The organism is Endozoicomonas arenosclerae, from assembly GCF_001562015.1.
GTDB classification, from domain to species: domain Bacteria; phylum Pseudomonadota; class Gammaproteobacteria; order Pseudomonadales; family Endozoicomonadaceae; genus Endozoicomonas_A; species Endozoicomonas_A arenosclerae.
Genome location: NZ_LASA01000054.1, coordinates 1 through 26,077, shown reverse-complemented (window position 1 = coordinate 26,077; position 26,077 = coordinate 1). Strand labels below are relative to the sequence as shown.

The 26,077-nt window shown below is 47.5% G+C and carries 18 protein-coding genes; 12 read left to right on the top strand and 6 right to left on the bottom strand.

The genetic code is table 11. From position 1 onward, the window contains the following. Window positions 1-54 precede the first annotated feature (54 nt). The 3 genes from ahpF (at window position 55) to WG89_RS05170 (ending at window position 4,896) form a co-directional block, all read left to right on the top strand. Window positions 55-1,644: an alkyl hydroperoxide reductase subunit F gene (ahpF, locus tag WG89_RS05180; protein WP_062262316.1), complete on the top strand. Its 1,590-nt coding sequence runs from the start codon at window positions 55-57 to the stop codon at window positions 1,642-1,644. A gap of 454 nt (window positions 1,645-2,098) precedes the next feature. Continuing rightward, window positions 2,099-4,372: a S8 family serine peptidase gene (locus tag WG89_RS05175; protein ID WP_062262312.1), complete on the top strand. Its 2,274-nt coding sequence runs from the start codon at window positions 2,099-2,101 to the stop codon at window positions 4,370-4,372. A gap of 2 nt (window positions 4,373-4,374) precedes the next feature. Further along, window positions 4,375-4,896: a hypothetical protein gene (locus WG89_RS05170; RefSeq protein WP_062262308.1), complete on the top strand. Its 522-nt coding sequence runs from the start codon at window positions 4,375-4,377 to the stop codon at window positions 4,894-4,896. Window positions 4,897-4,944: 48 nt separating this feature from the next. On the opposite strand, the gene WG89_RS05165 is transcribed toward WG89_RS05170, so the two are convergent. After that, complete coding sequence (locus WG89_RS05165; RefSeq protein WP_062262305.1) at window positions 4,945-6,399, bottom strand: NAD-dependent succinate-semialdehyde dehydrogenase; 1,455 nt, start codon at window positions 6,397-6,399, stop codon at window positions 4,945-4,947. A 151-nt stretch (window positions 6,400-6,550) separates the two neighbouring features. Between WG89_RS05165 and WG89_RS05160 the strand changes: the two genes are divergently transcribed. Next, a complete protein-coding gene (locus tag WG89_RS05160; protein ID WP_062262302.1) occupies window positions 6,551-7,447 on the top strand; it encodes a homeobox domain-containing protein in 897 nt (298 codons plus the stop codon). Between the two features lie 7 nt (window positions 7,448-7,454). On the opposite strand, the gene WG89_RS05155 is transcribed toward WG89_RS05160, so the two are convergent. Next, complete coding sequence (locus WG89_RS05155) at window positions 7,455-8,429, bottom strand: NAD(P)H-dependent flavin oxidoreductase (protein ID WP_062262299.1); 975 nt, start codon at window positions 8,427-8,429, stop codon at window positions 7,455-7,457. A 196-nt stretch (window positions 8,430-8,625) separates the two neighbouring features. Between WG89_RS05155 and WG89_RS05150 the strand changes: the two genes are divergently transcribed. Together WG89_RS05150 and WG89_RS05145 are read left to right on the top strand one after the other, a co-directional pair. Further along, window positions 8,626-10,353, top strand: coding sequence for an amidohydrolase (locus WG89_RS05150; protein WP_062262295.1), 1,728 nt, complete (start codon window positions 8,626-8,628; stop codon window positions 10,351-10,353). Next, complete coding sequence (locus WG89_RS05145; protein WP_062262292.1) at window positions 10,322-11,026, top strand: gamma-glutamylcyclotransferase; 705 nt, start codon at window positions 10,322-10,324, stop codon at window positions 11,024-11,026. The genes WG89_RS05150 and WG89_RS05145 overlap by 32 nt, the downstream gene beginning before the upstream one ends. Here the strand turns inward: WG89_RS05145 and WG89_RS05140 are convergent. Next, complete coding sequence (locus WG89_RS05140) at window positions 11,014-11,661, bottom strand: hypothetical protein (protein ID WP_062262289.1); 648 nt, start codon at window positions 11,659-11,661, stop codon at window positions 11,014-11,016. The two genes, WG89_RS05145 and WG89_RS05140, sit on opposite strands and share 13 nt — an antisense overlap. Before the next feature lie 144 nt (window positions 11,662-11,805). Here WG89_RS05140 and WG89_RS05135 point away from each other — a divergent pair, with 144 nt between their 5' ends. The 4 genes from WG89_RS05135 (at window position 11,806) to WG89_RS05120 (ending at window position 16,119) form a co-directional block, all read left to right on the top strand. Further along, the gene (locus tag WG89_RS05135; protein WP_079253669.1) at window positions 11,806-13,419 is read left to right on the top strand and encodes a peptide ABC transporter substrate-binding protein; all 1,614 of its coding nucleotides are present in this window, start codon (window positions 11,806-11,808) and stop codon (window positions 13,417-13,419) included. Window positions 13,420-13,499: 80 nt separating this feature from the next. Next, entirely contained in the window at window positions 13,500-14,051 is a 552-nt protein-coding gene (locus WG89_RS05130) for a Panacea domain-containing protein (RefSeq protein ID WP_062262281.1), read from the top strand. Between the two features lie 2 nt (window positions 14,052-14,053). Then, window positions 14,054-14,581 carry a hypothetical protein gene (locus WG89_RS05125; protein WP_062262277.1) on the top strand — a complete coding sequence of 176 codons (528 nt, stop codon included), beginning with the start codon at window positions 14,054-14,056 and terminating at the stop codon, window positions 14,579-14,581. Window positions 14,582-14,694: 113 nt separating this feature from the next. Then, a complete protein-coding gene (locus WG89_RS05120; RefSeq protein WP_062262274.1) occupies window positions 14,695-16,119 on the top strand; it encodes an aldehyde dehydrogenase family protein in 1,425 nt (474 codons plus the stop codon). 154 nt (window positions 16,120-16,273) lie between these two features. Here WG89_RS05120 and WG89_RS05115 read toward each other — a convergent pair whose 3' ends face one another. The 3 genes from WG89_RS05115 to WG89_RS05105 form a co-directional block, all read right to left on the bottom strand. Continuing rightward, complete coding sequence (locus WG89_RS05115) at window positions 16,274-18,307, bottom strand: TonB-dependent copper receptor (protein ID WP_153301436.1); 2,034 nt, start codon at window positions 18,305-18,307, stop codon at window positions 16,274-16,276. 100 nt (window positions 18,308-18,407) lie between these two features. Continuing rightward, window positions 18,408-22,349, bottom strand: a complete 3,942-nt coding sequence (locus tag WG89_RS05110; RefSeq protein ID WP_062262268.1) for a cell envelope integrity protein TolA — start codon at window positions 22,347-22,349, stop codon at window positions 18,408-18,410. Window positions 22,350-22,487: 138 nt separating this feature from the next. Next, window positions 22,488-25,259 carry a hypothetical protein gene (locus WG89_RS05105; RefSeq protein WP_172806716.1) on the bottom strand — a complete coding sequence of 924 codons (2,772 nt, stop codon included), beginning with the start codon at window positions 25,257-25,259 and terminating at the stop codon, window positions 22,488-22,490. Between the two features lie 68 nt (window positions 25,260-25,327). Between WG89_RS05105 and WG89_RS30220 the strand changes: the two genes are divergently transcribed. Then, a complete protein-coding gene (locus WG89_RS30220; RefSeq protein WP_153301434.1) occupies window positions 25,328-25,516 on the top strand; it encodes a hypothetical protein in 189 nt (62 codons plus the stop codon). A 392-nt stretch (window positions 25,517-25,908) separates the two neighbouring features. After that, on the top strand, window positions 25,909-26,077 hold a 169-nt coding region (locus WG89_RS31985; protein WP_062260605.1), incomplete at its 3' end, for a transposase.

Here is a 26,077-nt window from a genome sequence, read left to right as displayed (position 1 = left end):
CCCTGCATAAGCAGGGAGCCTAAAACCTAATTTAAAAGATTAAGCGAGTCTGTCATGTTGGACGCAAACATCAAAAAGCAACTGGAAGCTTACTTCCAGAACCTGAAAACCCCTGTTGAGATTGTTGTGTCTCTCGATGACTCCGCGAAATCACAGGAAATGGCTGCACTGGCCAAAGACCTTGAAACCCTTTCCAGTCAGATCACGCTTCGTGAAAGCGACAATGATCAGGACAGAAGGCCTTCCATGGCCATTCAGGGTTCAGACAGTCGCCCGGCCATTCGCTTTGCCGGGTTGCCCATGGGGCACGAATTCAATTCTTTGATACTGGCTATTCTCCAGAGCGGTGGACACCCCGCCAAGCTGGAAGCCGACCTGATCGAGCAGATCAAAAATCTGGAAGGCGAGTTCAACTTTGAAACATACATCTCCCTGTCCTGTCAGAACTGCCCGGAAGTAGTCCAGGCGCTGAACCTGATGGCAGTCTTGAACCCGGGCATCAGTCACACAATGATTGATGGCGCCCTGTTCCAGGACGAGGTGGACGAAAAACAAATCATGGCCGTACCTGCCGTATTCGTTAACGGCCAGCCATTCGGTCATGGTCGTATGAGTACCGCTGAAATTGTTGCCAAGCTGGATGTTAACGCTGAAAAACGCGCAGCAGAAGCTATCAGCAAAAAAGATCCCTACGACCTTCTGATTGTTGGTGCAGGCCCTGCAGGCGCAGCTGCCGCTATTTATGCAGCACGCAAGGGTATTCGTACAGGTCTGGTGGCTGACCGTTTTGGTGGACAAGTCATGGACACCATGGCCATTGAGAACTTCATTTCTGTTAAAGAAACAGAAGGTCCAAAACTGGTCGCCAACCTTGAACAGCATGTGCTTGATTACGACGTTGACGTTATGAGTAACCAACGCGCAAGCACACTGATTGAAAACAACCGCAGTGCCGGTGAACTGGTTGAAATTCAGCTTGAGAGCGGTGCCAGCCTGAAAAGTAAAACCGTACTGATGGCAACCGGTGCTCGGTGGAGAGAAATGAATGTTCCTGGTGAACAGGAATACCGGGGCAAAGGCGTTGCTTACTGCCCACATTGTGACGGCCCACTCTTTAAAGGTAAGCGTGTAGCAGTGATTGGTGGGGGTAATTCCGGTGTTGAAGCCGCTATTGATCTGGCCGGTATTGTTTCCCACGTCACCTTGATTGAGTTTGACAGTCAATTAAGAGCTGACGAAGTACTGCAACGTAAGCTGCGTTCTTTGAACAATGTCACCATTATTACCAGTGCACTGACTACTGAAGTGTTGGGCGATGGTAATAAAGTCAATGGGCTGACTTATAAAGACCGTAATACTGACGACGAAATCAGTGTAGAACTGGAAGGCATCTTTGTTCAAATAGGTCTGGTACCGAATACCGAGTTCCTTAAAGAGACAATGGAATTAACCCCTCGCGGTGAGATTGTTGTCGATGCCCGGGGCGAAACCTCCATTCCAGGTGTCTTTGCTGCAGGAGATGTAACCACTGCACCTTACAAGCAAATTATTATTGCCATGGGCAGTGGCGCCAATGCCTCTCTGGGTGCTTTTGATTACCTCATCAGAAACAGCTTTGAAGGCGATACCGCAATAGCTGCTTAAATAGACACAAGTAAATAAGAATATTGCTTTCGCCAGGTCAGGCTCAAGCCTGACCGCCAACCTAAGGCTTCCTGACCTGGCATCTTGATTCCTTTTTTAATTCACACTTCTTATTTATCTTATTAATTTTGATTCAAATTTGTTTCATTATCTTGTTACAGAAAACAACTCCTACAGTTAATCAAGAGAAATAAAAAGGAAACAGATCACAAGAAAACACATCAACTGTCTTAGATTACAAAGCCAATACAACTTCTTGATTTTCATTTATCTCTCATTAACAATCAGTCTTCCAGAATGACTTTAATAGAAGCATTAAGTCAAAGATCTGACATTAATGTGGGCCGTTATTAGGGATATCGTTGTATCTGGAAATGGAATAACTCTTTAAACAATCTGGCACACAATGAGGTTTTTTAAAGGGTTACATTGGAAGTATTGTTCAGGATACAAAATGAAAACAAGAATAATGAAACCTCTGGCTGTCGGTGTTATGGCACTGACGCTCGCCGGTTGTAAAGTCGAATTATCCGTCGATGGAAACAACCACTGGGTCACCGATCCAGTCTCTATTGGTTTGCCTCACCTGCCCCCTAGCCTGCAAACCGTTTCTTTCGAAGGCACCATTGAACAAAAAGGCAATAGCTACGTCTTCTCCCACGGTGTTCTGTACGACATTGGTGGTGGACGTTACAGCTATATCTCAACAACCGGTGAAGATGCTGAAATCCCATTCACCATTTCCCATGGCAAAATTTCCCGCCATGGCACACTGACTGTGTCCAATGTTTCTACTGACCCTCTGTTTGGTCAGCAGTGGCACCTCAGCAATACTGGACAAAGTGCCTACTCTCAAAACCAGGACGGCATGGACGCTTACATCGAGTGGTCCAAAGCTTACTTTGGTTATGATGATGACTACATTGCCAGCAATCCCCAGCGTTACACATTCAACGCTGACCTTCGTGTAGCTGACCAGGATATGAATGCTGGTACAGCACATGCTATGGGTTACACCGGTAAAGGTGTTGTTGTTGCTGTTACTGACACCGGTCTTGAAGGCGCTCATGAAGACCTGGTAGATAACTACCGCGTAGAAGGCTCTTTTAACTTTGTGGAAGCTGACTCAGACGACCCAACCAATATCTATGACAGCCGTGGTGACCATGGCACCAGCGTTGGTGGCTTGATCGCTGCCTCAGCTGGTAATGGTCTGGGTGGTCGTGGTGTTGCTCCGGAAGCCACGCTGCTGGGTCAGAACTTCCTGAAAAACCAGACTGATGAAGCTACTGCCACCATTCATGGTATGTATGAAGGTGCGGATCAGGACGTTATCAACAAGAGCTGGGGTTCAACCCTGTTCGTCCAGACCAACGGCGTTATTCATAATGCTGAAGTGGATGGTTACATTGACGCTTACCCTGCCCTGAACCTCAGGGATGGTAAAGGTGCTGTTGTCGTTAAATCGGCTGGTAACAGCTTCGACGACTCTGACCTTTCTCAGCGTCACTTTGGTCTGGGATTGGGTCTCTGTGATGTAAACGGAGCCAATGACAATAAACTGACCTGCTCCAATGCCTCTATCAACTCAGGCAATAACCACCCCTACCAGATGGTTATTGGTTCCAATAATGCGGATGGCACTCACACCAGCTACTCAACTGCCGGTTCAGCGGTATGGGCTTCTGCACCTTCCGGTGAGTTTGGTTTCCGTGAACCTGCAATGATCACAACAGATCAGAGCAACTGTGAAATAGGTTACAGCGGCTCTGTTAATGAGAATTTCTACCTGAATGCCTACCAGGGTTACCCATATGGGAAAATGTACCCTCTGAACGGTGTCAGCTCAGAAATCAGTACAGAACTGGATCCTGGCTGTAACTACGTTCAGACCTTCAACGGTACGTCTTCTGCAGCACCTAACACCTCAGGTGCTACGGCTCTGATTCTGGAAGCCAACAGCAATCTTAGCTGGCGTGATGTGAAACGCATCATTGCCTCTACGGCTGACCAGATTGTGCCAGAAGATCCACAGGTTATTCTGCCGGTAGGCGAGAGTGAGTATGTAGCTCACGATGGCTGGATGACAAACGCTGCCGGTTATTCCTTTAATAACCTGTTTGGCTTTGGTCGTGTGAATGTTGGTGAAGCTGTGAAGATGGCTGAAACCTATGATGACTACCTTGGCACTTACACCAGTTCAGGCTGGATCGATACCAAAGCGGGCATTACTGTTCCGGATAACGACGCCAAGGGTGTAACTCACAGCATTGAAATTGACGACAAGCGTGGTGTGGTTGAAGAAGTTCAAATTCGAATCACCCTGTCCAACGACAGTGTTATCACTGATGTTCAGAAAGAAGGTCCTAAGACAGCCTCTACTATTGGTAGTGATACTGCTTTCGAACTGACCTCTCCTTCTGGTACCAAGAGCATCATGCTGACAGCTCGTACCGGTACTTTTGCTTCCTACGACTGGGTATTTGGTGTAGCTCCAGCTGATGAAACACTCATGTACAAAGACATGATGCTGCTCAGTAATGCCTTCTACGGCGAGCCTGCAGGCGGTACCTGGACTCTGCGCGTCATTGACACCAACGGCAAGGACATTCCGTCCCTGAACCCTGAAGTCACTTTCGTGAATAACACTGTAGATTCTACACTGGATACATGGGGTATCACTTTCTATGGCGAGAACTTTGCCAATGAACTGGTAGGGGAGAAGTAACCATGGGAATCAATAAAATGAAGAAAACAAGCCTTGCTCTGCTGGCCACCTGCATCGTATCAACGGCAGCGTTTGCCAATCAGGAGCTGAAAATTGACTCGGCCGAAAGCCAGTCTGCTAAAACTCAGCAAGCAAACCAGAACGTTGTAACGCTGAATAACCGCAGCTTTGTTGTCAACGCACCCGCTGTTCGCACCTTCTCGTTTGCAGCGGCTACAGCAGCCTCTCCTGCCACTGCCAAGCCTGCAGTAACCAAAGGCATGACGCTGACCAGCAAGCTCACAGGACAGGCGGTTAAAGTGACTGGACGCTTCACTGTTCTGCTGGATCAGGGGGTTGAAGCTTCCGAGTTTGCGGCCAAGCACGGCCTGAGCCTTTACAAGCAGATGGGCAGTTCTCGCCTGGCTATCTTTGAAGCGGCTGACTCCGTGGACCTGCTGGCTCTGGACGCGCAATTGCGTGAATCTTCCGGCCTTTCTTCTGTGAAGATCGAACTGCTGGAAAACCTGAATCAGCCCCTGTAAGGTCTGACTCATCAAAGCCTGGCTGATTTCAGCCAGGCTTTTTTATGTTCAGGGAGCGTTGATGCCTCCTAACAACACATATTTCATTTCCAGATATTCATCCAATCCGTACTTTGACCCTTCCCGCCCTATTCCAGACTCTTTGACCCCACCAAAGGGAGCCACTTCTGTGGATAGTACGCCTTCGTTCACTGCTACCATGCCATACTCAAGCGCCTCAGCCACCCTGAATACACGACTAAGGTCATTGGCATAAAAATAAGCGGCCAGTCCGTAACGGGTATCGTTAGCCATATTGATCACGTCTTCTTCGTAATGGAATCGAAAGACCGGAGCAACAGGGCCAAAAATTTCATCCTGATAGCATTTCATTTCCATGGAAGCGTCCGCCAGTACCGTGGGTTCATAAAACAATCCACCCAAACTGTGAGCTCTGCCACCTGTCAGTAGACGGCCTTTTTTGGCCAACGCATCTTCTACAAAATCTTTGGTCTTGTTTAACGCAGCTTCATTGATCAAAGGACCCTGGTTGAACTCTCCATCCAATCCGGGACCCAATGTAAGCTTTGCAACGGCTTCCGAGAACTTTTGAATAAACTCATCGTAAATACCGTCCTGAACAAAAAGACGGTTCATACAGATGCATGTTTGCCCGGAGTTACGGTATTTAGAGGCAATAGCTCCCTGAACCGCCTGCTCAATATCAGCATCATCAAAAACAATGAAAGGAGCATTGCCACCCAGCTCCAGTGAAACTTTCTTAACCGAGTCAGCACACTGCTTCATCAGCAACTTGCCAACAGCTGTCGAGCCTGTAAACGACAACTTCCTAACAATAGAGCTGCCTGTCAGTTCTGCTCCTACTTCTCTGGCATCACCGGTCACTATATTGATCACACCTGCAGGAATACCTGCCCGTTGGGCCAGCTCAGCCATGGCAAAAGCGGATAATGGTGTCAGCTCTGAAGGTTTGATCACGATGGTGCACCCAGCAGCCAGAGCAGGAGCCACTTTTCGTGCAATCATGGCATTGGGGAAATTCCAGGGAGTAATAGCGGCGACAACACCTACAGGCTCTCGAGTCACCATAATTCGCTGACTGCTTTTGGCGGCAGGAATCAAATCACCATAAGCCCTTTTTGCTTCTTCTGCGTACCATTCGATAAAAGATGCGCCATAACCCACCTCCCCCCTGGATTCGGTAAGTTGCTTACCCTGTTCAGCGGTCATCAGCACGGCTAGGTCTTCCTGATTATCCAGAATCAACCTGTACCACTTCCTGAGCAGAGTTGAACGTTCAGCAGCTGTTTTGGCACGCCAGCTTTTAAAGGCCGACTCGGCAGCTTTTATTGCTGTTCGAACTTCCGAGGCTCCCAGCATGGGAATATGGGCAATGACTTTACCAGTGGCGGGGTTATGAACAGGAAGCGTTTCACTGGCACTGACCCACTCACCGTTAATATAAGCCAGCTGTTTAAAAAGACCGGAATCGTGCAGTTTCATGGCTAATTCCTTAAAGAGCGATGAGCCAAAGCATAACGTACAACAGAGTGGGTTAAATAGATTTCAGTTTAAATAACTAAAACAGGGAACATTTGTTCATTAGAGCTGTCTACCCAATGTATTAGGGCATCTCTATAAAAGGATTTTATTCATGAACCCGGAAATTCCAGCAAAAGTACAGGTAGCGGTTCAAGCGCTATTGGGCCTTACACCATCTTCTTCTAATCAAGAAAATCAGGATGAAGTACCCTCTGTACCTGTAGCTTTTAGCCCTACCCGAGCTGTAAGCCCCACCGATTCAGAAAGAACCGACAGTATTTCTGTTTCAGCACCACAAAGCCCACTTGACTCATCATATAGTCCTGGTGGAAGAAAAAATCCTTTAAAAACCAAGCGTACTCGTGCATCTAGAACTTTGTTCACCGATCGACAAACTTATGTCATGACAGGGATGCTAACTTTAAAAAAATATCTAAGTTCCCAAGAAAGGACAAAGGTAGCTGAAGGTACCAGCTTAACCAATGAACAAGTTAAGATTTGGTGGCAAAATAGACGTCACGACGAAGCCCACCGCGGCTATCAAATCCCTCCTGTACAACAAAGGCATACCGGCCTTAACTTTGACAGTTTGCTATCAAAACTACAAAACGAAGAAATATCAGATTTTGAGCTTACCCCTGCTTCAGCAACATCTTCGGCACTGACAGCAGAATCCCCGAGCATGCTCTATAGTGTGCCAGCTATAAGTACACCTTGCTCTACTGCATCAGAGTTACCAATAAGTTCAACAACGATTTCTGCCTTTCCTGGAGCCTGGACAAATGCAGGAGCATCCAATGCACCTGCATCATACAGCCCGGACTATATGGCTGGCTTTGCTGAAGGAATGCGCCAGGCCTTTGCAACAGGCTTTGGTGGTGCTTACAGTATGGGTTATAGGGATGGAAGGAGCTCCCTTCTTCTTCCTTACTACCCTTCCATGCAGATGAATACAAACGTTTCCGTTTCGAACGAGCAAACCTCAGTTACGTCAACAGAAGACCATTAGGCACAAATTACTCTGATTCGAACAGCACAGTTTGCAGATGTTCTACCGCTGCCTTGTATTCACTGGACAACTGTGAAACCAGCTCAGCAACGGGCTGAACTTTTTTCACGGAACCAATGCCCTGACCGGCTCCCCAGATATCTTTCCAGGCTCTGGCGTCAGAACCGGCAAAGTTGAAAATTTCCTGACTGGGCTCTGGCAGGTTATCCGGATCCATACCCGACTTACTGATGCTTGGCTTCAGGTAATTACCATGAATACCGGTAAAGACAGGCGTATAAACAATGTCATTGGCATTCCCGTCCACCAGCATTTCACGATAATCGTCCGGAGCATTGGCTTCTGGCGTGGCAATAAAGCTGGAACCCATATAAGCCAGATCGGCTCCCATACTTTGCACAGCCAGAATGTCACTGCCCGTGGCAATGGAGCCGGCCAGAATAATCATGCCATCAAAAAAGCTTTTAACTTCATTCACCAGTGCGAAGGGGTTCAGAGTCCCGCCGTGTCCACCTGCACCGGCACACACCAGAATCAATCCGTCCACACCATGCTGATGCGCTTTTCGGGCATGACGAACGTTGATGACATCATGCAAAACAATACCGCCATAGGCATGAACAGCTTCAATCATGGCCGGATCAGGAGCCCGCAAACTGGTAATAATGACCGGCACTTTATGGCGAATAATGGTGGCAATATCCGCCTCCATTCGAGGGTTGCCGGGCTGGATCACCAGGTTGACGGCGTAAGGGGCTACTTTGCTGTCTGGGAATTCAGCTTTGTGCGCTTCCAGCTCAGAATTAATGCGGGTCAGCCAGACATCCAGCTCTTCCTGTGGCCGGGCATTCAGTGCCGGGAACGACCCCACAATACCGGCTTTACACTGGGCAATTACCAGCTCAGGTCCGGAAACAATAAACATGGGGGAACCAATAACAGGCAAGACCAGTGAATCCTTGAGTGAAGCATGCAGTGCCATTTAATTTATCCTTATTATCGATGAATGGCTGAAGACTAAGCCAATTGAACACCCCTTGTCATTTAATGATTCGATACCCTGAAGCACAGACTTCATGAACCACCCTGTAAACACCGTAGTATTTGTCCGCCAACTCCTGCTAAGGTAGTAGCCACAGCTTCTTCTCTGATGAAAAAACAATAAAAAGTGGGAAGTCATGACTTTGGTTCGACGCATCACCTGGATTCTGGTATCCACAGCCATCATTCTGGCTCTGATAGGAGCCTCAACCTGGTTTTATCTGAACCCTACTCCACCCCGACAACAATTGTTTACCAATGGCGTCATTCTGACCATGGATCAGGACAACTCGGTGGTTGAATCCATCCTGGTAGAAGACGACAGAATTATTGCAATTGGCACGGAAGAAGCCATGGAAGAGATGGCTTCCTTTGATGCCACCGTTGTTGACCTTGACGGTATGACACTGTTACCCGGCTTTATTGAAGCCCACGGCCATTTTCCGGGCAGCGGCCTGGACGCTATGGCTGCCGACTTGAACAGCCCACCCATTGGTGATGTGTTGTCTATCTCTGACATCAAAAAGAAACTGAATGATCAGGCCAGGTCACTGGATAAAGATGAATGGATTCTGGGCTTTGGATTTGATGACACCCTGATTCTTGAGCGACGCTTCCTGAACCGAGACGACCTGGACAGCATTTCAACAACCCAGCCCGTTTTCGTCATGCACATCTCAGGGCATATGAGCATAGTGAACAGTTTTGTACTGGATCAGATGGGCATTGATGACAATACCCCCAATCCTGAAGGTGGAGAGATTGTCCGCGACGCCAAAGGTCGAGCCACAGGCTTGCTGAAAGAAACCGCCCAGGAAAACATCCGTCATGAAGCTCTGAATGCAGGTCCGTCCCGATTATTCGATATGCTGGCCGACAGTGTTCGAGACTACCTGTTGCAAGGTGTTACCACTGTGCAGAGTGGATTAACGCCTCCAGAACAACTGACACCCATGGGTTATCTCGTCACAGCCGGACTGATTCCCCAGCGAATGGTTTTCTGGCCCGACGAAGACCTTGCCCGTGACATTGAGCAAGGTCAAATCAATCCAATCAACAACGATAAGGTAACCACCGGAGCCCTCAAACTGGTGACTGACGGATCGATTCAGGGCTACACCGGCTTTTTATCTCAACCTTATTTCAAACAGCCAAAAGACAAGAAAGCAACTTATCAGGGCTACCCCAGCCAATCGCCCCAGGCACTTAAAGATCAGGTCGCCCAATGGCACCAGAGAGGCTGGCAATTAGCGCTTCATGCTAATGGTGACGCTGCAATAGACCAGGTTCTGGATGCGATTGAACAGGCCCAGAAAGATCATCCACGTGAAGATACACGCCATATTATTGTTCATGCCCAGACAGCCCGTCATGATCAACTTGAACGCATGGCAAAGCTGGGGGTCACTCCGACCTTCTTCCCTTCCCATATCTATTATTGGGGAGATCGCCACAAGAATCTGTTCCTGGGTCAGGACAGAGCCAACCAGATCAGTCCTCTGAAGTCTGCCAGTGACAAGGGCGTTCGATATACTATTCACACAGATACGCCTGTAGTACCGATAGAACCTCTCCTGTTAGTCAGCAATGCGGTTAACCGGGAAACCAGCCAGGGCAACACCCTCGGCGAAGCAGAGAAAATTTCAGTCATACAGGCATTAAGAGCCACTACCATTGATGCCGCCTGGCAGGTTTTCAGGGAGCAAGACATTGGGTCTATTGAACCCGGGAAGCTGGCAGATTTTGTGGTTCTTTCTGATAATCCCCTTGAGCATGCTCGTGAGCTGGAAACACTGGATGTTGTGCAAACCTGGATTGGAGGAGTAAAGCGTTATGATCGGGATCAATTCAGAACAAGAGAGTGAATGGCTGGCGAACCGGGAAAGTCTTTTCAAACAGTATGTACCCGAAATTCGCCAGATGGCACGCAACCAAGGCAACAAAGTACCGGAATGGAGTGAAGTCAATGAACAGCGCGCCCGCTTTATGGAGGCGTTTCCAAAAGATTCTGACCTGCTGATTTTTGCTTACGGCTCCTTACTCTGGAACCCTTTATTGCGTTTCAGCCACCAGTATCATGCCCTGCTCAAAAACTATCATCGTCGCTTTTGCCTGGATATGACTTATCTAAGGGGCAGTCCGGAAACGCCCGGGCTGATGATGGCTCTGGATAACGGGGGTGAATGTGAAGGCCTCTGCTATCGCATCCCTGCCTCTTTAGTAGATGAAGAGCTGCATATCCTATGGACACGGGAATGCTGCCTGAATACCTACATACCTGCCTGGGTGGAACCGGAAATTGAGGGGCTGGACTCTTCGTTACCCTGCCTGACCTTTGTCGTAAATCATGATTCCCCCCGATACATTCATCAGCTTTCTGAGCATAAAACTGTCGAGAAGATAAGAACAGCTGTCGGCCAGTTTGGCAGTAACCGGGATTACTTTGACAACACTCTGGCGCACCTGAGGGAAATGGGTATTCATGACGAAAAGTTGGAGAGCCTGGACAAGGCTCTCCAGGAAACTCAGAAAGCGTAATGAATCGCCAAAGTCAGTACGGGATACCAACGAAAATTGCTCAGCTCGTCTTCCACCCGTTTTTGCTCTGCCGCCAGGTTTTCACTCAACCCGGCAATATTGGAACCGGATGTTGTACTTAAGGAAATATCCGGTTCTCCCTGATAAAGCACTCCCAGATCCACACCGTAATAAAAATCAGAACGTCCTATCTGCCCCATAAAACCAACCCCCAGATAAGGACTGGCATCGCCAAACTTCATTTCTGATTCAAGGTTGCCAATCTGGTCAGTGGTATACGCGGTGCCATTAATGGTGATCACGCCATTGCGGCTTTTGGCTTTGGCATCCAACTCGTTACCGTTATAAAAAGCGCCAACGGAGAAAAAGAAGTCATTTTCCCAGGGGTGCCAGTCCATGGTGGCCCCTACCGTCCCCAGTTTCAGGTCACCATCATACGTAATGCCGTTTTCCTTGAATTCATAGCTCCCGGAATACCCATTGAGCTGAAGCCTCAAAGAGAGTTGATCATTCATCCGGTTGGTAAATACGATATGCCCCCCCAGAGAACTGACACCGAGTCCAACATCGGTCGTTTGTGCGGAAGCAATAAAGGAAAAGAGTAATAACCCGGTAAAAAGAATCACTTTCTGCATCTGACGGTCCTTGTCTGACGTTCGTTGTTTTTCTAATCAATAACAGATCCGGAAACTATTCACAATGAATCTGAAATTACATTCTGTCTAACTAAAGTCTATCTTTTATAAGAATTAAATCGCTCTGACGCCTGAAGAAAAAGAATGATGATAAAAGCCTGCTCATTAAAATCGCTTTTCCCAATCGTCCTGTTACTTCTTTTAATTGGAGTATCAGTACCATCTTCAGCTAAAAATCCCAGCACAATAGTCATTGGCAACTCGACCGACCCGGACTCCCTGAACCCCTACAACTCCCAAACCATAGTGGGCCACCAAATTCATAAAAACCTATTTGAAGGACTGATTATTAAAGATCGTGACAACCAGTTCTTTCCTGCTCAAGCCAGCCATTGGACTTTATCTGAAGACGGCAGAACCTACACTTTCAAATTACGACCCGACTTGAAGTGGAATAATGGCGAGTCGCTTACAGCCAAAGACTTCGAGTTTGCCGCCCGCTACGCCATAAATCCAGACAACACATTCATTCGGGCCCAGATTTTCGAAACCCTTCATGTCCTCAACGCAACCGAAATCCTCAATCGAAAAAAACCTGTGCAGAGCTTTGGAGTAATCGCTGAAGACGATCATACTCTTAGAGTTCATCTCAGCAAGCCAGTGCCCTATGCTCTTGATATTATTGAATACCTTTTGATGCCTCTTCATCAGGCCTCAGTTGAAAAAGAGCCCAAGCGCTGGGCTCAACCAGGCTATCTGATTTCCAACGGGGCTTATCAACTGGATAGCATGGTCATCAATGAACATGTAACCATTAAAAGAAATCCATTTTATAGAAACAACAAGCAAGTCAGTATTGATAAAGCAGTATTTCTTCCCCTACAACCAGAAGTTGAATACAAGCGTTACCAGGCAGATGAAATTCATATTACTGCCAGTGTTCCTCCAAAACTGTATAACAAGCTTAAGCAATCAATACCCGATCAACTCAGCAGCCACCCAACCAATGCAGTTTATTATTACAGTCTGAATCTCAAACACGGGAAAATGAATAATCAGGCTTTACGCAATGCTCTTTCCATGGCGATAGACAGAGAATTAATCACTGACAAAATAACCCGTCAGGGAGAAAAGCCTGCTTTCACGTTTACGTCCGCCCACTTCAACGACTTTGAGCCACCCAGACTGCCTAAAAACACACTCTCCAGAACTGAGCAAATCAAGGAAGCCAAGCGCCTATATAATGAAGCAGGGTATGGGCCTGACAAACCGCTGGAGCTGGAAATTCTTTACAACACGATGGATAAACACAGGCAGATTGCCCTGGCCATCAGCGATATGTGGAAGAATACCCTTGGTGTTAAAACCCGTTTGAACAATATGGAATTTAACAGCATGCTGGCCCAGATGAAGCAGGGACAATATGAAGTAGCTCGGGTGGGCTGGTCGGTTGTCAGTCCGGAGCCCTGCATGATTCTGGAACTCTTTAAGTCCGACTATGCCTTCAATGAAGGCCGGTACCAGAATCCGAAGTATGACGAATTACTGGAGCAAGCCTGTACAGGTATACCCACCCCTCAATTCAGCCAGGAGCGAAAGCAATTGTTCCAAAAGCTGGAAACAATTCTGGATAAAGACGTACCTGCCATTCCTATTTACTTCCATACCCAGCACCACCTGGTGAAACCAGAAGTCAGAGGCTTTCCAAACAGCGGAGAAATGGACGGGTTTTATATCAGAGAACTTTCTCTGAATTAAGTCACACCCAATGGACTTGTTTTAGAAGCTTTTGAAAGGGATACTAGGCAGCAGGAATAATAAGAGTGCGAGGATGAACAGTGAAAAAAGGAATCTACCCTGCTGTCGCCATTGCCAACGCTTTTCTGGAAGTCGCCCAGGAAAAGCAGGAAGAAATCAGCCCAATGAAACTGCAAAAGCTGGTTTACTTCGCCCATGCGCTTTCTCTTGCTGTTTATCACCGTCCTTTAATTGATGAGCCTGTTTACGCCTGGAAATTTGGCCCCGTTATTAAAAGCGTCTACAACGAGTTCAGAGCTTATGGGTATCAACCCATACAAAGTCTGGGCACGCTGATAAGAAAGATAGGCCTGGCCAAAACCAGCGAAGAAGGTCCCGGCTTTGAAGTCTGCATACCCAAAATTGATGCCCATGACCACAATGTCATGAACCTGATTGACCAGATCTGGGAACTCTATGGCGGGCTTTCAGCACAAACACTTTCAAACCTGACTCATAAGCCTGGAACACCCTGGGAAATAACCCGTAAAGAACATCAAAATGGTGAGATCCCTGATTTCGAGTTAAATCAGGAATTGATTGAAACGTCCATGATGAAAGAACTGGGATTGATGCAGGAAGAGATTGCCTGATCATGAGTTCGCAGTCGCAGGAAGCAGAACAACAAAGCCCCTCTCAAAAACAACCTGAACTCGATCAGGAAACGCTCTGGAAAGTTCTGAGCAAGTACTCTGAAAGCCTCAAGAAAGCCAATGAATCCAGCTCCAAACCGGAAGACGATGAGCTCTTCCGGGAGGAGAAGAAAGTTGAGATCAAAAACCTTTCGCCAGAAGGCATTGCCGAGCAGCAATACAAAGTGCTGGTTGCCCAGGAAGAACTGAAAGAAAAGCGCCTTCATAATACCCGGCTGGAAGACACCATCGAACTGCGCAAAGGCTTTGCCCGACGTATCTTTCTTTTTGTTGTACTTTCATCCGTCGTTGTTGCCGGTATTGTGATTGCCAGTGCCAGCAAGGTTCAATTCAAAAGAATCGATGGAACTTTCGTAGAACTCTTCTCACTAAGCGACAATGTACTTATGGCATTGATCACCGCTGCCACCGTAAATCTGATGGCCGGTCTGATCATTATCGTCAAGCACCTGTTTCCTGAAAATAAATAGAAGTAAAAAATAGACACCTGCATTGAAAACCGAACGAACGTTAGCTTGATAAACTTAACCTCGCAGGATAGGGTTGGGTTTCCTGGCTGAGACTACCTGCGAGAAGAAAAATCATGAAGCAGCATAACCAGTTCTACATCAATGGTCAGTGGGTTGAGGCAAACAGCCCTGACTGGATCGATGTCGTCAACCCTGCCACTGAAGCGGTCATTGCACAGGTGGCCAAAGGTACAAAAGAAGATGTTGATAGTGCCGTAAAGGCTGCCCGCGACGCCTTTATCTCCTGGTCTGAAACCCCTTCTGAAGAACGTGCAAGACTGATCGGGCTGCTGGCCCAGAAAATGTCTGAAAGTATTCCTGAAATGGCTCGGATCATTTCCTCAGAACAGGGTATGCCAGTCCATCTCTGTGAATTGATTCAGGCCGGTGGCCCTGCCCTGGCTATGAGCATGCATGCCGATATGGTTGCTCTTATGGATCAGGTAGAAACCAGAGGTTCCGTTGAAATTTATAAAGAGGCCATCGGTGTCTGTGCCTTTATCACCCCCTGGAACTACCCTCTGCATCAGATTATAGGCAAGGTTGCTCCTGCTCTGGCCGCGGGCTGCACAATGGTGTTGAAGCCCAGCGTCGAAACCCCATTGAATGCCCTTAAGTTTACAGAGCTGTTGGATGAGGTAGGTTTTCCACCCGGTGTCTTCAATTTGGTAAACGGCTCTGGCTCAGTAGTAGGCGAAGCTCTGTCATCTCACCCGGAAGTTGATATGGTCTCTTTCACAGGTTCAACCGGTGCTGGAACTCGAGTTTCGGCCGTTGCTGCACAGACAGTAAAGAGAGTGACTCTGGAACTGGGCGGTAAATCAGCCTTTATTATCACCGATGATGCTCCGTTGGCTGACGCCGTCGGCACCGGTGTTCAAAATGTCATGAGTAACTGTGGGCAAACCTGTACGGCTCTCACCCGAATGCTGGTGCCCCAAAGCCGTTATGAAGAAGCCGTTGAAATCGCCAAGGCAACGGCAGAACAACTTACAGTGGGTGACCCGCAGAATTCTGAAAACTTTATGGGTCCCCTGGTCTCCAAAGCCCAATGGAACGATGTCACCGGCTATATCCAGAAAGGCATAGAAGAAGGCGCTCGTCTGGTAACCGGTGGGAAAAAGCCTGACGGACTGACAACCGGCTACTACCTGGAGCCCACTATTTTTGCTGATGTGAACAATCAGATGACCATTGCCCAGGAAGAAATCTTTGGCCCGGTTCTGGTTATGATTCCGTATCAAGACATTGATGAAGCAATAACCATTGCTAATGACTCACCTTATGGTTTGTCCGGCGGAGTGTGGGCAAAAAATGCCGATGCAGCCCGTGCTATTGCCAGAAAAATCAGAACCGGAATGGTGAACATCAATGGCGGCAGCTTCTCCTATGAAGCCCCCTTTGGCGGATACAAAATGTCCGGCAATGGTCGTGAATGGGGTAAAGAAGGTGTGGAAGAGTTTGTGGAGTTGAAATCCATGATGCTTTCAGCCCATTAAGGAATGGGCTGTTCTTATTGAAAACCTCTCAAACCCCGTTGGGCTGAGCTTGTCGAAGGATGCTGGGCATGCACTTCGACAGGCTCAGTGCGAACGGTATGGGATCATTATGACCAAGAAATCCTAGTTTTAAAGTTCTGTGCAGGGTCATGATTTAGAACCGGTAATTCACCCCCACCCAAAGCTCTCTGCCAGGCTCATTCGCCCGGACAGCTTTAGGATCAAAAGGATCGTGACTGGCTCGGTTAACGTGCTGGGCATAAGCTTTATCAAACAGGTTCTGCACTCCCGCTTCTAGCTTGAAGCCCTGCCCCAAGTGATACCAGCCGTGCAAATGAACAACACCATAACCGTCGGTCTGGCCTGTATCCAAGCCACTGAGCGTATCAACTTTCTCCTGCTTTGAAGCCAGCTCCCAACGGGCTCCCACCAGCCACCTGGCAGCATCGTAATCCAGTTGCAGGTTAAATTGCAGAGGGGGAATTTGTGGCAGATCAGATCCGTTATCTCGATTTTCACCACGGGTCCAAGCGACTCCGGCAGACGGTTTAAAGCGTCCCAATGTGTAACGCACATCGGTCTCCACCCCATAGAGCCTGGCCTCTATGTTTTTGTAGGTATAAGCTCCCGATTCAGACTGGGTTCTTAAGATGTAATCCTGAACTTCATCCACATAAACAATCGCTGACCATTCGGCCGCTCCGGTGTGGTAGCGGTATCCAGCATCCAGTTGCTGATGTTTTTCCGGTTTGATGTCCGGATTACCCACCCAGTCATCACTGCCATGACAGCAGGAACCTCTGGAAGCTATAAAGCGCTCGCTGGTATCGGCGGTTCTTACACTGCGACTGCCACGAAGCTCTATGGATTGATCGCCAGACAATTCATGCTGCCAAGCCAACAGGCCGCTCAGATTCTGTTCATGAACCTTGTCAGCTTCAACTCCATAATACTTTTGGTACAACTGGTTGGGGCTGCTATTTCCCAGCAGAGAGCTGCTGGCTTTAGTGGCCTCGGCCTTCAGATCATCAAATCTCATACCAACACGGAAAGAATCCTTCTCGCTCAAACTGAAATCCAGTTCTGCAAACACTCCCATCTGACGATATTCAACACCCGGCCAGATATGAGACTGCCAGACCTGATTGCCGGTCTGACGATTCACCTTATAACGATTGGCATCACGATCATTGGCCTGATAGTCAACACCCAGCTTCAGCTCTGCATCATCATAATAGATTTTACCCAGCAGCCTGCCGCCCCAAGTCACAGAGTCAGACGGTGCCCGCATACCGTTTGGAGAATTGGGCTTACGGAGCCTGACCGAATAGTTATCCATAAGATGTCGTACATCAGCGTGCCAGCCGGAAAGCTCAATAGAGTCCAGCCCCAAAAAAGGCTGGTCATGCTGCAGTTTCAGACGCCAGGTATCCGCTTTTGCCCAGGGAGCATCCATACCATTGCCAGAGTAATAAACCTCATCGTCCCTGGTGGACTCAACATTAGCCTCCAACCGGGTAAAAGGTATGATCTCGCCTGATATCAGAATCCCACCACTGTTAGACCGAAAGGCCGAACTGACAGTCTGGCCATTCCCATCCTTGTAATTTCCGGCATCCTGATACTCGCCATAGGCTCTCAAATAGGCAGATTCTTTACCGAGGGAAACATCGGCGAAAGCTTGTTTATGGTCAATGTTATCAGTGTACCTGGCTCCTATATTGCCGGTATAAGAACGAACTTCAGTTCCATTGTTGAAGTGGGGAGCATCCCGTTCAAAAAGTACTGTGCCCCCGGAACCTCCAGAACCATAAATCACGCTTTCATAGCCACGAAGTACTGTGACACGGTCGTACCCCTTGAGACTGGCGTACGTTGTTGGTGGATCCATACGACCAGGACAGGCCCCCAGCACAAAAGCATCCGCAGTAATAATGTTTAACTGACTTTGTTGTTGCCCGCGAATAATAGGTTCAAACCCTTTTCCCCCCTTTCTTGAAACCGCTACTCCTGTTTCCTGCCTGAGTAGCTGTCCAGCATCGGTTACGGGAGGGTGAGGTTGATCAAGCTTGATCATAGACTCTGAAGGCGGTGTTTCCATCGTCTCTGTAACATCTACATCCAGTTCAAAATCAGCGGCAAGAACGATCGGTGCGACCAATCCGATACAGAGAAAGGAGTACTTCATTAAATCGTTTCCGAATGCATTTTTATTAGGTTTTAAAAATGCAGTCAGTATAGGCAAGGCTCAGCAGCCTGCAGAAAAACCTGATTTACCCTTAGCCTGTTTAATGCCGAACTTCGAAATAGGGCTTGTAGAAAGGACACTTTTTGGTAGAGGACGGTTTCTGGCCAAAAGCAAAGTAATAGTCCATATCATCAGCACCTCTTCCCAGTGCATAGGCACAACGACAAATCATATTTATCGACTGACCTGCCAGAATAGGCTTATTATCACTCACCGTAGCCTCCCAGCTATTTTTCTTTGGAGACCACACATACAACTGACTGTTTTTACCCTTTATGAGTGGCAGCTGCATGTTGGCTGATTGAACATCTTGCATCTGTGGTGTCAGTTCCTGCAACTCCTCTGAGGAAACATGGGGATGCATTTGCAAAGACCACCCCAGATAGCCCTGCTTCCACATAGGAGAGAGCCTCATGCCTTCTCCGGATTTCAAGCCTCTGCCATTCATGTTGATTAACTTCTGCAACCACTGCTTTCCGGTCCACTCATGATTGTTCTGAATCAAAATCCATATATTTTTTAACCAGGCTTGGTACATTCCATTACTACTGTCTTCTTGAGCACCTGCTAATACTAATGCGGCACGCACAAAGCGCCTTTTCTTGCCGCTGGTTTCCTGAAGCAGATTCATTTCGGCCCAATCCAGCAGAGAGAAAATACTCTCCGCTAATACCTCTTCACTCACTCCCTGATATTCAGCAGTCTGAACCCCTAACGAAGCTTCCGTGAAAGTGGGGACACCCGCTGCAACAAATTCCTGCAGATCGACCAGCACTCTGGCTTTCCAATCAATTTCCCAGGCCAGATACGCATAACAGGCCGCCTGCAGGGCAGTCTGAGTCAACACTTCACATTGAATTTTTCGTGACTTGTCACCCGGATCAAAGGTTTGTCCATCCCTGAAAGAGATTCCCCTGAACATGACAGGCTTAACACTACCTAACTGAAAAATACTGATACTTTGTTCATCTCCCCCTCCCAAAGAAGCGGGTAATTCAATGGCTTTTTCACCTTCGAACACCTCATCCATCAGTCGCTTACCCAGCTCTTTGATCCCCAGAGTTTCCAACTTTGCCTGTAGCCCGGCATGCTTGTACTCAAGCGAATACGCATGATAGGCAGCCCCCAACAGTAACAAAAACCCGTCATCGGATAATGGTGCCCAGACAATGTATTCATCACTAACGCCTTTGGCCTTCCAGAGCTGATAAATCATCATGAGTGTTTTTTTCTGCAGCTTAAGAGAAGCGCCATAAAAGTCGTTGCTTTTGATACTTTGCAGGTGCAACTGGCTAACGACCAAAGACGGATCACCAGACGCCTCAAGCAGATCCATCAACTCTTTGGCACTCAGAGAACGAGAAGTGGACTCTGATCTTTGCCACCAGGCAAAAACCGGAAAATACAGCGTTTCCTGATGTTTCTGACTGATATTGATCAGCAGTGGGAGTATGGCGGCAAAGGTTTGATCACCCTGGAATTCCAGACACAATGCTTTGAGAGGGTGTCCAGTCAACAAATCACAACTGGACGACAACGGTTGAGAGGATGACCAAACCGCTGAATCGCTTTGATTCTTTTTCAACGCTTCCAGTTCCAGACGATTATTCTCTGCCTGTTTACTGACCTTACCAACGTATATCCCTGTCCCGAAAACTGCCAGCAAGACAGGAGGAAAAACCCAGGAGCTCAGTAATCCCAGAGCTTCAACAAATGCAGCAGCCAATGGGCCACGAATGGTAGAAGGCCCAATATCTTCAGGCTCTGCATCTGCCTGTTGGTTTTGCGATGAATCCTGTTGATTCGAAGGTTCATCATTTGTGGCGGAGTCCGTCTTTTCAGCGCCTTTATCAGACTTATCTGATCGAAAATCTTTCCCTTCATGAGTAAAGTCTGTTGGGTCTCCCGGACCGCAGCTGGCATCCACCAGAATAGGGGCTTTTGGCAGATAAGACTTCAGAAGGTCGGGCAGTGTTCCCTGTGTATGAAGGTTATTCAGTAATTCTTGAATATCCAGGTCTGCCTGACTCTGGGCATCGATCAAAACAATCTCATCCGGCCCCACTTTCTGCTCATGAGTTTCAATCTTTTCTGGAGCTGGATCCGTTTGAGTGGTGGCATCAGTACTACCTGACTCACTGGCTCTTCCCGAATCAGGTAGCGATGGCACTTCCGGGCTGGCTGAGTGAGGTCTGGGTACCGTTGCTTGTCCGGTTACCACTCCCTGAGGTGTGGAATTGATGCCTGGCGAAACCATTGTGGCTGAAGAAACATCACTGTCATCGGAAACAGAAACAGGCGCTGAAACCGGTTCGGAGGTTACCGTCTTGACCTCTTTATCAGGCACTGCATTTCCACCCGATGTTCCAGAATCTTCTGTATTCATACCCTGACTTTTAGTCTTCACGTGGGTGCTAGTCGCTGCGTTCTTTGTTTTGGGTTTTGATTGCCTTTGTTGCTCGAGTTCCTCTTTTAAGTCTTTGACTTCTTTTTTATGACTCTCTTTCTGCTGCCTCAATTCCTCATCATGTTTTTGTTTTTGTTCATTCTTTTTAGTTTCATAATTGGTTTTGTTCCGCTCCATTTCTCTCTGGAGCTTTTTCTTATCGTCTTTTTGCTTTTCGGCTGCTTTTTTGGCATCTTCCAACTGCTTGGTCAGGGCCTGTACTTTTTCCTGCCATTCTTCAACATTGGAAGCTTGATCAGCTTCTTCCAGGGAGTCTTCAAGCTCGCTAAGCTTCTGCTGTGCTGTGGATACTTCCTCCTGTGCCTTATTGAGTTCACCCTGTAACTGAGCTACTTGAGCATTGGCAGTTTTCAGTTTCTGCTCCGCCTCACGTACTTTTTCTTCCTGTCCCTTAAGTTTTTCATCCAACGCCTCCTGTGTGGGCCTTGCCTGAAGCTCCTTACGCTCAACTTCCAACTGATTTACCCGCTGCTGCAAGCGGCCCGACTTGCTTTGCTCGGTTTTCAACTCTCCCTGTGCTTTCGTTTGCTCTTTTTCTGCCCTATCGGCTCTCTGCTTCTCATCCGTCTCTCTTTTTCGAGCATCCCTGGAAGTTTCTTCAGCTCTGCTTTTTTCCTCTTCCAATTTTTTCTGATGACTAAGCAGTCCCTGAGATTTCTTAGCCTCTTTCTGTAAAGCTTCTTCCTGCTTTTTTAAATCGGCTTCCAGCCTTGCTATTTCCTTTCGTTTGTTCTCGATCTCCTGATCCTTTTCAGCCAGAACTTTTTCATGCTCTTCGACTGAAACAGCTGTATCCGGTCCCTCATCTACAGGGAAGTTACTGTCAGGGGCAGGAGGTGTTTCCAGCCGATGATTGAGTTCATCTATTTTGGCGTTGAGCTCGGAAATCGTCTCTTCTTTAGCTTTCAGTTCTTTATCAAACGCTTCTTGTTTTTCCTCAAGCTCTGCCTGATGACTGGTGATGGGCATCATTCCGGTTTGATGAGACAGTTGCTGCTTCAATTGCGCCAGTTGCTGAGTCATTCCAACTCCTTGCAGTTGCATCTGGGCCACTTGCTGCTGAAGTGCCTGATAAGCCGGATAAGGCACCACTCCCCCTGCAACCATTTGCTGTGGAGGTAAGGTAGGCATGACAGGAAAAGGCAGCAGAACCGGGGAAGTTGTAATACCTGGGGCAGACTGTGTTGTTTGCTGCTGGTGAGTCAACTGGCTGACCCAATTCATATCAACAGGCACCTGATTGACGAAAATGCCCTGAGCCGTTTGAGCAATCTGGAATTGCTGTGCGGTCGACCCATTCACAACAATCGTAATATGCTGTGGGTTAGTGGAACCCGGCGGATTGGAGATAATTTGTATTAAGCCATGGCCTAAACGATTATCTATTTTCAGTTGCCATGCTTCTATAGTCGGTACAAAGATCAGGGCAGCTGTAAAACAAAGGCTTTTGATGATCGGGCTCAGTGGCACAACGTTCCACACACAACTCAGGACACTTCGGATTTGGCCATTCATACAGCAATCAACCTGCGCACCTCTGTCCCTGGCGAACAACCTGGAACGACCGTTATCGACTCCAACTTCCAGAAACTGCGATTTCTGACCCAGACAGCAATAAATGAAGGAGACTTAGTATAGGTGACTATCCGTCCCTCACCGGGAAAGTTGCATTAAATTGCTTTCAGCCCCCTTCAGGAAGTGCAATTGGCAGTTCTGATCAAGCCCCCAGTACTCAATGACCTCATTGCTATCATCTGGCTCGAATTGAAAAGCGCAGCCACAGCAGAAATGATTGCGACTTTGGGCATTGAAATGACTTTGCTCTGAAGTCCATCCCCACCGTCGCTCCTTTGGAAACCACTGATTCATTTTCCCAGAACGCGCAATAGCCAGTTTTTGCCATTTAAAGCTCGCTCCCTCGTCATAGTCTTTGAGTGTTTCCCGAGTCAGAACTGGCATCATCTGCATCATTACTTTATCTCCTTCACTGATCCAGATGGGCTTTACTAACAGGATATTGTCTCTCCATCTTAACCTCTGTCGAATATTCAGTAGCTGTGACATGGGGACTTCTCTGATATCTTGCCTGACATCGGTAATCACATGATCCATGATCTGTTCCTGAAAAACCGTCATCCGACCACCCAGAGGCATCTCACCAATGCCCAACAGCAACAGGGTTTTAAGAAGGAACTTTGCCGTTTGTTGAACCGTCACTCCGGGGAATCTAGAAAGCTGGAAATTGAGCAATCGGTCTACAGATCTGAACACTTCTTCTCTCTGAACAAGAGGGTATTGGGCAATCCAACACGAGCCACTGGGATCAAACTCAAAAATGGGCAATGATCTGAGATTCTCGCCTTTCAAATACCCAAGAACTTCTACTTTCTGCGACTCCCCAGCCTGCATGTATTGATAACAGACATTTCGCAGCATCATTGACTCAATTAAACGACACCGGTTATAAGAAGAACTATCCAGGACAAAATTACTGTTTCGGGCATCCAGAAGTGTGGGCACTTTTCTACCGAGATCAACGATATAGAAGTCACTGCCCGAATCTATTTTGAAGGGCAGCCCCTTGCCATCTCGAAGTACTTTTTCCAGAAAATACATTGAGACCGAATTCAACCGGTTAACAAGCGGGTTATCAGCCCCGGAACTCTGATCACCCGCCACTCCGGACTGAAACACCACAAGGCCAAGCATCAGATAAAAGGATTCCCCCATATTGGGCAGAGCAAGAAACGGTTGCAAATACTCTTTCTGACGAGCCTCCGGAAGCTGCGCCCAAAGCTTAAGTAACTCCCTGATGATCAGTGCCTGTTGAAAAACAGGCTGTTTGTAGAAATCCAGAACCTCCTCACTGGTAAGAGCCTGATGCTCAAGTAGTTCTGTTGATGCAGCATTTGATTCCGCTTGAGAAGATAAATCAACAGGCAGTCCTTCACCCTCAAAGTGCCAACCAAGCTCTGGAAATAAGAGCTTGTCAGGATATTCTCGATAAACATTCTCCAAAAACATCAAAACCATTGAAGGATCCAAACTCTTATCCCGGAGTAACTGTCCACAAACGTTTATTAGAGGGCTGCCTGTCAGAATGGAGCACCTATCCCCTTCCAACAGTGGCTTCTTCCGGTTTTTTCGCTTCTCCTGTTCTGCGTTCACCCAGCTCCACAGTCGGGCAGCTGAGAGATAGAGAAAAACAGGCGACAAGTACTTTGTTGTAGTCAGCATGGTCTGAGCCCAGGGACCCGAAAGCCATGAGGGAGACACATCACCGCCCTCTTCAACGGGCTGTTGCTTCGGTTGTTCATCCTGTTTCTGGTCAGACTTTTTTGTGCCTTCTTCTGCCTTTTCAGAGGGTTCTTTCTGAGGGTCCTTCTTCTTACTCCGGTGATCTTTACTCTCTGGATCAGAGATCCCATCTGAAAAGCCCCCTACAGGCGTCGCTGATCTTGCGGATGACTGGACCATTCCTTCCAGAGTAACGGGATCGGTTTTCACTTCCTCAGGCAACTCACTTTGGATATTTTCTATCCGTATATTGATTGACTTTGCCGCTCTTGGCTTAACAGCAACCCTCTTGCCTCCTCGCTTTTTTACAGGCGCAGGCTCTAATGTTGTTTGGGTACTGGCGTCGGCTGTTGCGGGTGTAACTCTGGGTTCAGATAAAGGCCTTTCCTGTAGACCCTCAGCGGCTGTACTCAAACTTTGCTGCTTTTCATTCAGTTTCTGTTCTTTTCTATCCAGCGCCTCTTTTCTTTCATTCCACTTTTTTTCCTGCTGGCGCCTCTGAGCCTCCCACTCCCTTTCTTTCCTGGTCAGTTCCCTCTCTTTCTTCTTTAACTCACTGTCTTTTTCCTTGCTCTTTGACCTATCTGTCCCCAACTTACTTTTTTCTCTCTGTTCCCATGCACGAAATTCAGTTTGCTCTTCTTCCAGTTTTTCTCTCTCCTGGCGAAAAGAGGCTTCCATATTTCTCCACTCAAGCGCTTCGGCTTCTTTTTCCTCCTTGAAAGTATTGAGCTCTTCTTTTAACCGGGCATTTTCATCCTGAGCTTCACGATAACTTTCTTTAACCTCATCCACTTTTTTCTTAGTGCGCTTCATTTGCTCCTTTGAACGTGTATTCTCATCCGCTCTTTTCTTTTTTTCTTTATCCAGCGCCTTCGTTAAAGCCTGTTGACTGTCTTCTAACTCCTGTACCCTTCTTTTGCTTTCCAAACTTTGGGATGTAATTTCAAGCCCTTTTTCCTCTAATTCAGCATTCTTTTCTTTCAGCTCAGCACTTGCATGATTGACCGCTTCCTTTAATTCTGCATTTTCAGCCTTAAGCTCAGTCAGCTCATCTTGAATAGCTGCAGCCTCAACTTCACTTTCCGTGGGTTCATTTTCCTTGGTCCCAGACACTTCCGAAGTCAACGAAACTTCAGAAGAAGATACTCCCGAGTCCTCAGAAAGGCTGGGGGATCTATCCACGGGAGTATTTGATGCAACTGATGCCTCTTGAGCCGAAGTGTCCGGAGTTCTCCGGGCTGCCAACTGATGCTGAAAGTCTTGAATTTGTTGCCTCAGAAGTTCAATCACTTGATTTTGTTGTTGCAATACAAATGGAGTTGCAGCCTGTACTGGAGCTTCGGGCGCTGAATATTGAGCAGGAGGTAAAGCAAACCCACTAGCTAAAGCACTTAAGGACAGGCTCAGTTGCTGTTGTCCATTTGAAAGGAAAGGGCTATACGAAGAGGGAGATAATAAAACACCGTTAACAAGAATAGTTTCATCACCCAGGCTGTTCACTCCTGTTCTCAGGTATTCAGGAAAACTGACTTTTTTATTTTCGAAGTCGATAACAAACTGATCTGAGTTTTGATCTAAATCCGAATTAAAATTTATTTCCCAGGCAAAGGTAAGAGAGTGACCCAACAGAACAAAGAAGAAAAACAAAGAAACTGAATAAAGTTTCAGACAACATCGACCCATAAATTTTAATTTCATTTTTTATTACTAGGGAACCTGCGAATAAGTCCCTGATCATGAGATAATAATCTCAGCAGCTTGATCAGAGGTAGTCATGGACCAACAACTCTCTTTTTCCGACAGTGAATTCAGCCAGAAGCGACGCAGAACTCGTAGGGAAATTTTTCTTGAAAGAATGGAGGTTCTGATTCCATGGAAACGCTTAGAGGCCGTAATCGAGCCCTATTACCCTAAGCGTGGCAACGGAAGACCTCCTTATCCTC

Coding starts and splice junctions, on each gene's coding strand:
- ahpF (WP_062262316.1), top strand. CDS start 55: ATGTTGGACGCAAACATCAAAAAGCAACTGGAAGCTTACTTCCAGAAC.
- WG89_RS05175 (WP_062262312.1), top strand. CDS start 2,099: ATGAAAACAAGAATAATGAAACCTCTGGCTGTCGGTGTTATGGCACTG.
- WG89_RS05170 (WP_062262308.1), top strand. CDS start 4,375: ATGGGAATCAATAAAATGAAGAAAACAAGCCTTGCTCTGCTGGCCACC.
- WG89_RS05165 (WP_062262305.1), bottom strand. CDS start 6,399: ATGAAACTGCACGATTCCGGTCTTTTTAAACAGCTGGCTTATATTAAC.
- WG89_RS05160 (WP_062262302.1), top strand. CDS start 6,551: ATGAACCCGGAAATTCCAGCAAAAGTACAGGTAGCGGTTCAAGCGCTA.
- WG89_RS05155 (WP_062262299.1), bottom strand. CDS start 8,429: ATGGCACTGCATGCTTCACTCAAGGATTCACTGGTCTTGCCTGTTATT.
- WG89_RS05150 (WP_062262295.1), top strand. CDS start 8,626: ATGACTTTGGTTCGACGCATCACCTGGATTCTGGTATCCACAGCCATC.
- WG89_RS05145 (WP_062262292.1), top strand. CDS start 10,322: ATGATCGGGATCAATTCAGAACAAGAGAGTGAATGGCTGGCGAACCGG.
- WG89_RS05140 (WP_062262289.1), bottom strand. CDS start 11,661: ATGCAGAAAGTGATTCTTTTTACCGGGTTATTACTCTTTTCCTTTATT.
- WG89_RS05135 (WP_079253669.1), top strand. CDS start 11,806: ATGATGATAAAAGCCTGCTCATTAAAATCGCTTTTCCCAATCGTCCTG.
- WG89_RS05125 (WP_062262277.1), top strand. CDS start 14,054: ATGAGTTCGCAGTCGCAGGAAGCAGAACAACAAAGCCCCTCTCAAAAA.
- WG89_RS05120 (WP_062262274.1), top strand. CDS start 14,695: ATGAAGCAGCATAACCAGTTCTACATCAATGGTCAGTGGGTTGAGGCA.
- WG89_RS05115 (WP_153301436.1), bottom strand. CDS start 18,307: ATGAAGTACTCCTTTCTCTGTATCGGATTGGTCGCACCGATCGTTCTT.
- WG89_RS05110 (WP_062262268.1), bottom strand. CDS start 22,349: ATGAATGGCCAAATCCGAAGTGTCCTGAGTTGTGTGTGGAACGTTGTG.
- WG89_RS30220 (WP_153301434.1), top strand. CDS start 25,328: ATGCAACTGATGCCTCTTGAGCCGAAGTGTCCGGAGTTCTCCGGGCTG.